The organism is Hydrogenobacter sp., assembly GCA_041287335.1.
Taxonomy (GTDB): domain Bacteria; phylum Aquificota; class Aquificia; order Aquificales; family Aquificaceae; genus Hydrogenobacter.
The window spans coordinates 1-11,467 of record JBEULM010000007.1 but is presented as its reverse complement, the minus strand read 5'-3'; the positions used below and the strand labels follow the sequence as shown (position 1 = coordinate 11,467).

Below are 11,467 nucleotides of genomic sequence, written 5' to 3'. Positions count from 1 at the left end.
AAGATGCTTAAAGCTTATAAGTATCGCATATATCCGACAAAGAGCCAGAGACAGATTATAGAAAAGGCCTTTGGCTGTGTCAGGTTCTACTGGAACAATGCTCTGGAAATCAAGCTAAAAGCCTTAGAAAGAGGGGAGAAGATACCTCAAGTTTTACCATCAAAACTTAAGAAGGAGTATGAATTTCTCAGAGAAATAGATAGTCTTGCTTTAGCCAACGCACAGCTTCAGCTTGAAAAAGCAATAAAAGACTGGCTAAACAAGAAAACAGAAAAGCCTAAGTTCAAAAGGAAAAAGGACAAGCAGACATATACGACCAACAATGTAAATGGCAGTATATCTGTAGATTTTGAAAGGGAACTTATCAAACTTCCAAAGCTTGGCTATGTTAAAGCAAAGCTACATAGAGTTTTTGAAGGCACTATCAGGTCAGCAACCATTAGAAATACAAAAACGGGTAAATATTTCGTGTCTATTCTTGTAGAAGAAGATGTAAAACCTTTACCTCCAAAAAACAAAATATGTGCCATAGACGTAGGACTTAAGCATTTTGCCACCATTTGCTATTCGGATGGCTACTCAGAAAAGGTGGAAAACCCCAGGTATCTTGTCAAAACAGAAAAGAGGGTGGCAAGAGAGCAGAGGAAACTCTCAAGAAAGCAGAAAGGCTCTAAAAACTATGAAAAACAAAGGCTGAAGGTAGCAAAACTTCATGAGAAAGTCAAAAACCAGAGAGAGGACTTTTTGCACAAGCTGTCCAGAAGGATAGTGAGCGAGAACCAAGCCATTATCCTTGAGGATTTGAATGTGAAAAGTCTTTTCTCTGGCAATCTTTCCAAACACATACAGGACAGCTCATGGAGAAAGTTTTTTGAGTATCTATCCTACAAAGCTTTGTGGTATGGAAGAGAGCTGATTTTTGCGGACAGGTTTTATCCATCTTCCAAGACCTGTCATGTATGTGGATACAAAAATCAAGAGCTTAAACTGAGTGATAGAAAATGGGTTTGTCCTGTGTGTAGCACAAGGCATGACAGGGATATAAACGCAGGCAAAAACTTATTGCTTTATGGGATCGCTCACCTTACGAGCGGTAGGGTTGGACCAACCCGATCTTATGCCTGTGGAGGAGCCAACCGCTCTGTTGAAGCAGGAAGTTCCCACTTCTATAAGTGGGAGTAGTTCACACCATTATAAATCCTCCCGAAAAAGCTTCTACCTGCCTATGGAAGTTTGCAATGATTTATACTTTATGTGAGTTGAAAGGGAGAGAATTTGAAGACACAGCATGCGAGTATTTGCTGTCTTTAGGCTACAGGATAGTTAAAAGAAACTTTCATTGTAGGGTTGGGGAGATTGATATAATAGCGATAGATGGGGAAACACTTGTGTTTGTTGAAGTCAAAGGCTCATCTTCTAATAATTTTGGAGATCCTGCTGAACGCATAAGCAAAAGGAAAATGGAGAGGATCATAAAATGTATAGAGTCGTATATATCCTCCAATACCACAGAAAGTATAAGGATAGATCTCGTGATCGTGAGGGGAAAAGATATTGAACACATAAAAGGTGTTGAGCTATAATGTTAAAGGCATGAAGGTGAGAGTATTGATACTTCCCAAAAAAGGGCTTTTAGATCCTGAGGGTAGAGCGGTTAGAGAAATGCTCATAGAAAACGGCTACCGTGTAAAAGAGGTAAAGGTGGGTAAGGTTGTGGATCTTGAGGTAGAAGAAGGCACAGACGTAAAAGATATGGTGGAGAAAGTTCTCGTAAATCCACTCATTGAGGAGTATATCATAGAATGAAGTTTGCAATATGTGTGTTTCCCGGTTCCAACTGCGATTACGATGTTTATTATGTTGTAAAGGACATTCTTGGACAGGATGCTCAGTTTGTTGACTATACCCAGAGAAAGCTTGAAGGTTATGATTGTGTAATACTTCCGGGAGGTTTTTCTTTCGGAGATTACCTAAGGGCTGGTGCTCTTGCAAGTAAAACACCTTTGGCTTATGCGGTGCAGGACTTTGCACAAAAAGGTGGGCTTGTACTTGGCATATGCAATGGCTTTCAAATCCTCACGGAACTCCATTTGCTTCCTGGCGCTCTTTTGAAGAACGAAAATCTTAGATTTGTTTGCAAAGACGTATATCTGAGGGTAGAAAGCAATCACATATCCTTTACCAGAAAGATAAGTAAGGGTGAGGTGCTTAGTATACCTGTAGCACACGGTGAGGGAAGATACTATGTTCCTGAAGAAACTTTAAAAGAAATGGAGGAAAAAAATCAGATCATACTCAGATACTGCGATAAGGAAGGGAATGTGACTCCTTCCTCAAATCCTAACGGTTCTGTAAGCAATATAGCTGGTGTGTGTAATAAGGAGGGGAATGTGTTAGGACTAATGCCGCATCCTGAGAGAGCGAGCGAAGACCTTTTGGGATCTCACGATGGACTTCTCCTTTGGCACTCTCTTATAAGTTAAGCCAAAACCGTATACTTAGATAGCTCAAAGGTAAGTTTATACTTATCTATGAGTTTTCCATTTACCTCAGCTATAGGATACATAAACTCGTTTATTTTCTCACCGCTGGTAAGAGGCGGTTCTAAAGAAAAGTCCCTCGCGCTGTTGAAGGCTATCCAGTGAGCATCCGAATTTCCAAGCAGGAACTCCCTAACCTTTCTGACTTTTGGATCGTCAAGGGAGAGATGCTCTTCAAGAATAAGTTTCCTAACATCTGCTGGATCTGCAGGTACCCACTGTCCAAGATAAAACTCGGCTTTACAGTGTTGAGCCTTAGTAGCATCCTTTGTCACAGAAGATATGCCTTTGGACAAGGAAGAAGGTCTTACCCTTATACCAAAGATTTCTCTTGCAGGAATGCCACTCGCTCTGCAAAGAGCCACAAAGAGAGAGTTTATGTCCGTACATTTTCCTCCAAAGTATCCTGTTTCAAGCATGCTCTTGACATCACCTGTACCACAACCCTGCACCTTAGGATCCCTGAATGTATTTTCTACAACCCAGTTGTATATAGCTTTTACTTTTTCAATCTGGTTTCTACTTTTGGAAGTTATTTTGTCAGCATACTCTTTCACTATACCATCCGTCTGTATATGCTCTGTTGGTTTCAAAAATAGGGATACCTCATCAGGTATACGCGAGTTATTCTCGGGTAACTTGCCAAGATCCACACTTCTGCTTGTGTATTCGACGTCAAAGATAACTTCAAGGTCTTTTTTTTCTTGTCCAGTTGCGAACTCAACGTAAAGGATAGGCGCACCGTAAACTTTGTCTTTTTTAAGATCGTAATAGACTGCGCTGGTTCTTACCTCTACGTTGAGAAGCCTTTGATAACTGGTACTTTCTGGGACAGGTACCCAAAGTCTTACAGGTTCGTTGAAAGGTAAACTCACACTGTAGGAGAGCTTTGTTTTGTAGACATCCCTTCCGTTACTCAAATCAGGCAGATAAACCGCTCCAAATGTACTCAATAAGGCAAGCTTTAAGAAGTCTCTCCTGTCCATGGCTTCAAACCTCCTGAAAGTAAATATAAAAGGGGTTTCTCGTATATCCATTGAACTTTTCTAAGTTGTGAGTATCTTTTTAGCGAATTTTTAGTTATATCTCCATCTGTGCAGTATCTATTTGCCCGAGTACTTCTATATGAGGGATGTGTTTTTTTATATAAGGTATTATAGAGAGTAGCTCTTCGTATGTGTCGGGTGTTGCTATGAGATAAACAACATCCTTTTGAGCGTCCTTAGTTCTTACTATAGCCTTCCTTCCCGATCCGTCTATTAGGGAAGTAAAAAGTCCAGTAAGCTCAGGTGGTATCTTTACCAGAAGTACCTTTGCCTTTATCACTTTTTCCATGTTTTATCACCTTTGCTCCGAACAGATCTTTTACTTTTTGCGAAAATTCAGGAAGTTCCTCCTGCATATCTTTGAAGGGAAGTATTTTAAAATCTACTTCAGGAAATCTAGCTTTTATCTTATTCATATCTACGGTTTTTATCTCGCTTTCTGGAACAAGAAAGATGATCTTTCCTTTTTCTTCCTCAGTCTCAAATTTTTTCAGCCTCTCAGCCTCAAGAACCCCAAAGGCTTCCTCTATCCCTTTGAGAATTTTCTCTCTTAATGTGCCTTCTTGAGAGGGTGCTTCGTTGCTAAGATATGGGTTTGTGATTTTGAGCAGATCCTTTATAGATATTATGTCCTTTACTATAAGGGTTTTTACCACAGCCAGCTCACACGCTCTGAGAAATTCTCTCGTTTTAGCATCAGCCTTCGCTGTGTTTATTACTTTTTCAAGGTAAAGAAGTGTGTTTAAAGGGACATGTTTCATACTCGTGTGAAAATCCTCAACTTTTATGATCCTTTCGGGATCTTTGAGACTCCTAAATAATAAGAGGGTTCTTATCTCTTCCTCTAAAGCGTCCCAAAACCTTGCCAGATTGAAGCCCCTTTCGTTTATGTCCCTCAAGAAGCGCAAAGCTTTATCCACATCGGAGATCAAAAGCATCTTCAAAAATTCCCTCACTTTTTCCTGAGAGAGTATGCCAAGAAACTCCTCAAGTACGCTTTCGTTGACTTTCCCTTCTCCGTAGGTGCTTACCTGATCAAGCAAAGACAGTGCATCTCTAATAGCGCCATCGCTGATCTTAGCTATGGTAAAAAGGCTCTTCTCATCGTAACTTATCCCTTCTTCTTTACATACGTACTTAAGCCTTTCCACTATTTCCTCTTCTTTTAGCTTTGAGAAGATGAGCTTCTGACACCTTGAGAGTATAGTTGGTATGATCTTTTCGTACTCGGTGGTGCATAAGATAAATACAGTTCTAGGTGGAGGTTCTTCAAGGGTTTTGAGTAACGCATTGAAAGCTTCCTTTGTGAGCATGTGAGCTTCATCAAGTATGTAAACCTTATACTTTCCTTTTATTGGTGTATAAGAAACCGCATCCCTTATGGCTCTTATATCATCTATTCCTCTGCTGGATGCTGCATCTATCTCTATGAGGTCAGGAAAATTTCCTTTATCTACAGAAAGGCAGTTTTCACACTCCCCGCATGGCTCACCGCTTTCTTGAAGATTCAAACAGTTCAAAGATTTGGTGAGTAGTCTCGCAACCGTGGTTTTACCTGTACCCCTCGAGCCGGCAAATATGTAAGCTGAAGATATCTTTTTGAGCTTTATTGCGTTCAGTAAAACCTTCTTCACAGGTTCCTGTCCTACCACATCCTTGAAAAACTTCGGTCTGTATTTTCTTGCAAAAGGTACGTACATAACTAAAATTTTAAACCTTCCTGTGTTATAATGAGAAAGGATGTTTCCAGTTGGGGGTAAGAGTATAAGAAAAACTGTAGCGTTTATTTCCATTTCCTTGGCGGTCTTTTCATGTGCGCAAGTAGTTGGTGGATACGAAGAACCCTACACCATAAAGCAAGGTGAGGTAAATAAAACTACAGAGTTAGAGAAAGAGGAAAAGAAGAATACATCTATTGAAGAGAAGGGAAGGGAAAAAGTAATTTATCAAAGGGATTATGAAGAAAAAATAAAGGGAAAAGAGGGTAAAAGATGGGGAAACATAAACATACATTTTGACGATATAAGCATATCCGACCTTCTCAACGAGGTATTTTATAAAATTTTAGGCGTATCTTATATAGCTCCTGCTGATTTAAATCAGAGGGTTTCTGTCCACATAAACAATCTTACAAAAGATGAAGTCATAACCTACATGCAGGACATACTTTCCATATATGGGCTTAGTCTTTCCATAGATAAGGGTAAACTGGTTGTGCTTCCCTCTGGAAAGTCTCCCTTAGGAGATAACATGTCCGCCTTAGTTTATTCCCCTGAGAATGTATCGCCCTCTTCTCTGTCTCAGGCAATATCAACCTTCCTTTCACCTTCGGGTAAGATTATAGCTCAGCAGAGACTTCTCGTGATAATAGATTACAAGGAAAAACTCACCAAACTTAAGAAACTACTTACCGAAATAGATACACCATTCTATGCGGATAAAAAGATAGCCTTTATAAGAACTAAGGTGGATGCTGATCAGATAAGGGACAATATTAGAAAGATACTTAAACTTCTCGGTAAAGCTGATGCGGACTCCGTTATAGACAGTCTTGGAAAAGAGGGTATAGTTATAGTTGTATCAAAGGATCCGGTTCTTTTTGAGGACATAAAGAGATGGATAGAAGTGCTTGAAGAAACAGCTTCAGGTACAAAAAGGGAAATATACATATACAGGCTAAACTTTCTTGATGCGGAAAGCACAGCTGAACTTCTGAACAGTTTGGGTATCTTTGAGGAGGGTATAGGTGTTTCCTCTCAGACACAACCCCAAACCGCTACCGTCATAGCTACTCAAGAAACACCAAAGGTAGTTCCACAGCCCTCTGCGGAGCAACCTAAAACTGGACAAACTCCGCAGACGCAACTGCAGAAAAAGGAAGAAGCTCCACCGATGGTTGTGGAGGAAAAAACAAAAATGGAAGCCAAGGAGGAAAAGAAGATAGTTAAAGTTGGAAACATAGTAGCTGACAAATCAACTAATACGCTGATCATAAAAGCTACACCTATTGAGTTTGAAGTCATAAAGTCCCTTCTGAGAGAACTTGACGTGGTGCCAAAACAGGTTCTTATAGAGATGGTCATAGCAGAAGTTTCTTTGGGAAAGGGGCTTCAGTACGGTGTGGAAGGGCTTTTGAAAGGCTTTTTAGATGGTACAAGTTTTACCATAGGTACGTCTTTTGGACTTGCACCACAAGCTGATGCACTGCAGGGTTTTAAAACTATAATATTCAATAAGAATAACGACATAAGGGGTATTCTCAACTTTTTGGCATCAAAGACATCCTTAAAAGTACTATCGGCACCCCATATATTAGTTAAAGACAACGAGGAGGCGAGAATAGAGGTCGGGGCGGAAGTGCCTATACTTACACAGCAGGTCGTACCCGTTACTGGTGGTACATTAAACGTGCAGAATATGGTCCAGTACAGAACTACAGGCGTTATCCTAAAGGTTAGACCTACGGTCAGTGCGGATAATTCCGTGACTTTGAAAATAACTCAGGAAGTGAGCGATGCAACAAAAAATACCGTACAGCCCGAGCTTACATCCCCTATCATAACAAAGAGATCAGCATCTACAACCCTTATCCTAAGAAACGATCAGGTGGGGCTTTTGGGTGGTATTATCCAAAACAGAGTCCAGAATCAAAAGAGTGGAGTCCCTATACTTTCGGATATTCCCGGGCTTGGCGTTCTCTTTAGTAACGAATCCGTTTCATCTTCCAATACTGAGCTTATACTCCTGCTGAAGGCTCACGTAATAACGACCCCGGAAGAAAGCGAGAGTGTAAAAACATCTTTTGAAAACAAACTCAAACACCTCAAAGAGCTATTAAAAGAAGAATGAAGAGATACATAAATATCCTAAAACTTCTGATCAAGAATATTTATCTTCAGGTTATACTCTTCATGTTTGGATTCTCTTCCTTGACTTATTACGGAATGTATAAGCCTTACGAAAGAAAGAGGGAAGAAATAAAGAGTATTTACGAAGAAAAAAAGAAATTGAGAGACGAGTACAAAAAAAGGGTACAGGATTTAAAATCGCTTATGAAGGAGGAAGAAAGACTCAATAATGAACTGATGCAGTTAAAAGACAAATTATCTGCAGGTGGTGATGAAAATACTATAGTAAATCAAGTCAAAGCGCTCCTTTCAGATAAAGCCAAAATTTACGGACTTACTCAAACATCTCTCTCGCAGGAAAGCACCCAAGAGTTAAACGGGATAAAAAAGGTAAGGATAAAGGCAAATTACACCTCAAAGAGTGTGGAAAACATCCTTAGGTTCATAAAGGACATAGAAGATAGCGGTCTTGTAGTGGAAAACCTCTCCTTAGGTGTTGACAACATGACAAGTCCCGGTGCATACTATGTAGAATTGAGAGTGTACAGGTTATGGATAGTGCGGTAGGTGGGTATATAAACCACGAGTTTTTGAGTGCTAACGGAATAGCACCTTTGGAAGAAGGTAAAGACTATGTGAAGTTTGCCTGTCTTAAGGAAGACGCATATCTCAGAGAGATCTTGCAAAGGACTTTGGGTAAGAGAGTGATCTTTCAAGTGGTAGATGAAGAAAAAATGAAGAGCCTACTGGAGGATCCAGTAAGTATAGGTTTGGAGCTTGAAGCTCTTGCGGAGGATGCTTTAGATGAAAGAAAACTGGAAAACATAGCCGAAGAGGCACCCATAGTTAAGTTTGTGAATGATACTATAAAGGATGCCATACTCAGGTCGGCAACAGATATACACATAGAACAGTTTGAAAACAGCGTAGTGGTCAGGTATAGAATAGACGGCATCCTCTATACCATAAGGGAGTATCCTAAGTATATAGCTCCTCCGGTTATATCCAGGATAAAGATACTTTCAAGGCTCAACATAGCGGAAAAGAGATTGCCTCAAGATGGAAAGTTCTCATACTCTTTGAACGGTCAAGACTACGATATTAGGGTTTCCACGGTGCCTTCTGTTCATGGTGAAGGTGCGGTACTGAGAATACTAAAGAGAGGGGAGATAAACCTCAGTCTGCACACTCTCGGATTTAAGGAAAGGGATGTTAATACGCTTCTATCCTTTATAAAAAAGCCTTACGGTATGATACTGGTAACTGGTCCTACAGGATCTGGTAAAACCACCACCTTATATGCGTGTATGAAGGAAATAAATACGGGTGAAAAGAAGATAATAACCGTTGAAGACCCTGTGGAATACAATCTCAGAGGCGTGGTACAAATACAGGTTATGCCTAAGATAGGTCTCACTTTTGCCAATGCGCTGAGAAACATACTCCGGCAAGATCCTGATGTGATTATGATAGGTGAGATAAGAGATCTGGAAACAGCAAGCATAGCGGTTCAGGCATCTCTTACGGGACACCTTGTTCTTGCAACCCTCCATACTAACGATTCTGCGAGCGCTTTTACCAGACTCATAGATATGGGCGTCGAGGAGTTCTTATTAGCATCGGCTGTTGTAGGGGTTCTTTCTCAGAGGCTCGTAAGAAAGGTATGCCCTTACTGTATGTACGAGTACCAGCCTGCACCCTTTGAAGAAGAGATATTGAAGCTGAACGGTGTAGAGAAACCGCAAAAGCTATATAGGGGAAGGGGATGTGAGAAGTGCAATAATACAGGTTATTCAGGAAGAACTGTTATAGGTGAGGTCTTGAATGTTACGGAAGGTATAAGAAGTCTAATAGTTAAAAAAGCGGATGCTGGTAAGATAAGAGAGCAGGCTGTGAGGGAAGGGATGATACCCCTATTGAAGGATGGGCTTTTAAAGGCTGTTGAAGGCACAACAACTGTTGAAGAAATACTGAGGGTTTATAGGGACTGAGGGGAAACCCCCTCGGAATTCAGTCCCTTCTAATGAACCTTCTGAGCAGTATACTTATGGGAATCAGCATCCATGCCATAAAAGCTGAGGATCCTCCCACTCCCATACTGCATCCGCCACCTCCTGAACCAATAGAAGGCAAAGAAGGTGCTGTAGTGGGGGGATTTGATACAGCAACCTGCGCAGTCATAGGTACAGTTACAGCCTGGGCCTGAGTATCAAAGATAAGCACACCTCCTACTGTGCCTCTTGCGGTCAAAGGAGGAGAAAAACCAACGGATATGGAGCATACCTCACCCGGTCTTAACTTATACGCTCTGGTTGAAGAGGGTGGTGTAGTGAAACTTGGTACGCATACGTAACCGTTGGATACATAATTGTCATTACACGTACATCCCACTATACTTACAAAATAGCCACTACCCGCTACGCCTACGTTAAACTCCAAGCTGGAAGAGGTAATATTTCTCACCACTACAACTTTACCCACACTTGAAAATCTCGGGACAGTTCCAAAATCTATATTGCTGCTGCTCAAACTTAAAAAGTTTTGCGTTGCGGGACCGCCTCTACCTACGAGAGTTTCCTCTATGGGTGTTCCTCCAGGAGGTGCAACTATGACCTTACCTGTAAAGACACCAGCGGTAAAGGGTTGAAATCTCACCGCTACGTTACAGCTCACAGGCTGATTTTCTATGCAGGAAGTTGGACATGAAGAAGCTCCAATAGAGAAGTAAGTTCCGGAAACACTCACCAACGAATCAGGTAGCGTTATTGTTTCTCCAGGTGTTGCGTTACCATTGTTAGGACACGTAAAAGATACGTTTACAAACTTATCTATGAAGCTTCCCAGCGGAACAGTTCCAAAATCAATGTCCGCCGCAGGTATTTTGCCGTGTCCCCTTAGGAATATTCCTACACCGGATGGGGTATTTCCCGGTCCGCCATTGGCATCGTTTATGTTTACAGTTCCAAAATAATCTTTAGTATCCTGAGACGAAAAGGCAAGAGTCAGTTCGCAGTAGTTGTTTACACAGTCATCTGTATTGCCGGCAAAAAAGTTAAGGCTCGCACCGTTACAGTTGGTAGTCACTATTCCGTAAGCTGGTATATCCCCAACAGGATTTTCTATGAGATTAAAGGCGGGATTTAGAAGCATGAGGGGGTCACCACTCGCATTACATACCTTTAAGGTTTTATAGGCGTTTGTTCCTATATCCACATCACTAAAATCGCATATGAATCTTGAGGGATCGCATCCTGCACCAGATATCTTTATGGCTGTTCCTTTACCAGTCAGGTTAATTGTAGCCGTTTTCTGCGTGTTACATGGAATGGCATCTCCATCGTCATCGTAAACTATCGCTAAAGTACCAGAATACGCGAGTTTCTGATGCGGTTCAAACCTCACGGAGATAGTACAAGAAACACCATACGCTAAACTACTACCGCTACAGTTATCCGCTACTATCTTGAAGTTTTCAAAACCTGAAGGTATGGACGCTGTGCATATCCTAAGAAGTCCTGCTGTCGGATCTCCTATGTTCGTTACCGCAAAGTCGGTAGTTTTTGTAGTGTCTATGGTAGTAGGTCCATAATCGTAAGGAGAAGAGGGAAACACTCTTATCACCGGCTGTGGAGAGAAGGAAAAACTGAGCGTCGTGAAAAACATCGCAATGAAGACAAAAAACATCCTCATACCAATTACCTCCCTTTATGGTTTAACACACGTAGTACTGTCCTGAGGGCATTGCCCTGCACCACAGGCATTACCTTGGTTATAATCCGCAAACTGTATGTTGAAGGATGCCCTTATCACCTTTTCCTTTCCGGTAAGTACCTCCCTTCCATGTAGTTCAAGTATCGCGTTGTATATGCAGTTGTCAAGGGATGATACACAGTATTGACTGAGGACGCTTGATTTCCAGCTTGCCAATGCTACAACCAGACCATCAAGTTCCACCTCGCTGTCTGGAGGAACCGTTATACTCGTCAGTTGCGCAAAAGGTGTGGCAAATATCTGTTTGCACTCAGGCGCTCCT

General features: G+C 41.3%; 12 protein-coding genes. 7 read left to right on the top strand and 5 right to left on the bottom strand.

Translation table 11 applies throughout. The features are described 5' to 3' along the window. The 4 genes from ABWK04_00950 to purQ all read left to right on the top strand — a co-directional run. On the top strand, nt 1–1,182 hold a 1,182-nt coding region (locus ABWK04_00950), incomplete at its 5' end, for an RNA-guided endonuclease TnpB family protein (GenBank protein MEZ0360453.1). A gap of 56 nt (nt 1,183–1,238) precedes the next feature. Next, entirely contained in the window at nt 1,239–1,583 is a 345-nt protein-coding gene (locus ABWK04_00945; protein MEZ0360452.1) for a YraN family protein, read from the top strand. A gap of 10 nt (nt 1,584–1,593) precedes the next feature. After that, nucleotides 1,594–1,806: a phosphoribosylformylglycinamidine synthase subunit PurS gene (purS, locus tag ABWK04_00940; GenBank protein MEZ0360451.1), complete on the top strand. Its 213-nt coding sequence runs from the start codon at nt 1,594–1,596 to the stop codon at nt 1,804–1,806. Then, nucleotides 1,803–2,483 carry a phosphoribosylformylglycinamidine synthase I gene (purQ, locus tag ABWK04_00935; protein ID MEZ0360450.1) on the top strand — a complete coding sequence of 227 codons (681 nt, stop codon included), beginning with the start codon at nt 1,803–1,805 and terminating at the stop codon, nt 2,481–2,483. Before purS ends, purQ begins: the two co-directional genes overlap by 4 nt. On the opposite strand, the gene ABWK04_00930 is transcribed toward purQ, so the two are convergent. From ABWK04_00930 to dnaX, 3 genes are all read right to left on the bottom strand, one after another. Beyond that, a complete protein-coding gene (locus ABWK04_00930) occupies nt 2,480–3,526 on the bottom strand; it encodes a transglutaminase domain-containing protein (GenBank protein MEZ0360449.1) in 1,047 nt (348 codons plus the stop codon). The genes purQ and ABWK04_00930 overlap by 4 nt on opposite strands. Nucleotides 3,527–3,620: 94 nt before the next feature. Beyond that, nucleotides 3,621–3,875, bottom strand: coding sequence for a hypothetical protein (locus ABWK04_00925; protein MEZ0360448.1), 255 nt, complete (start codon nt 3,873–3,875; stop codon nt 3,621–3,623). Next, the gene (gene dnaX, locus ABWK04_00920) at nt 3,826–5,286 is read right to left on the bottom strand and encodes a DNA polymerase III subunit gamma/tau (GenBank protein ID MEZ0360447.1); all 1,461 of its coding nucleotides are present in this window, start codon (nt 5,284–5,286) and stop codon (nt 3,826–3,828) included. Before dnaX ends, ABWK04_00925 begins: the two co-directional genes overlap by 50 nt. 40 nt (nt 5,287–5,326) lie before the next feature. On the opposite strand from dnaX, the gene ABWK04_00915 reads away from it, so the two are divergent. Genes ABWK04_00915 through ABWK04_00905 form a run of 3 tightly spaced genes read left to right on the top strand, consistent with a single transcriptional unit; the run spans nt 5,327 to nt 9,425 of the window. Beyond that, the gene (locus tag ABWK04_00915) at nt 5,327–7,435 is read left to right on the top strand and encodes a secretin N-terminal domain-containing protein (GenBank protein MEZ0360446.1); all 2,109 of its coding nucleotides are present in this window, start codon (nt 5,327–5,329) and stop codon (nt 7,433–7,435) included. Next, nucleotides 7,432–8,001 (top strand): hypothetical protein, encoded by a 570-nt coding sequence (locus tag ABWK04_00910; protein ID MEZ0360445.1) that lies wholly within the window; start codon nt 7,432–7,434, stop codon nt 7,999–8,001. Before ABWK04_00915 ends, ABWK04_00910 begins: the two co-directional genes overlap by 4 nt. Next, complete coding sequence (locus tag ABWK04_00905) at nt 7,986–9,425, top strand: GspE/PulE family protein (protein MEZ0360444.1); 1,440 nt, start codon at nt 7,986–7,988, stop codon at nt 9,423–9,425. The genes ABWK04_00910 and ABWK04_00905 overlap by 16 nt, the downstream gene beginning before the upstream one ends. Before the next feature lie 19 nt (nt 9,426–9,444). Here ABWK04_00905 and ABWK04_00900 read toward each other — a convergent pair whose 3' ends face one another. Further along, nucleotides 9,445–11,124, bottom strand: a complete 1,680-nt coding sequence (locus ABWK04_00900) for a choice-of-anchor D domain-containing protein (protein MEZ0360443.1) — start codon at nt 11,122–11,124, stop codon at nt 9,445–9,447. A gap of 15 nt (nt 11,125–11,139) precedes the next feature. After that, nucleotides 11,140–11,467, bottom strand: a 328-nt coding sequence (locus ABWK04_00895; GenBank protein ID MEZ0360442.1) for a hypothetical protein, incomplete at its 5' end; no start/stop codon positions are given.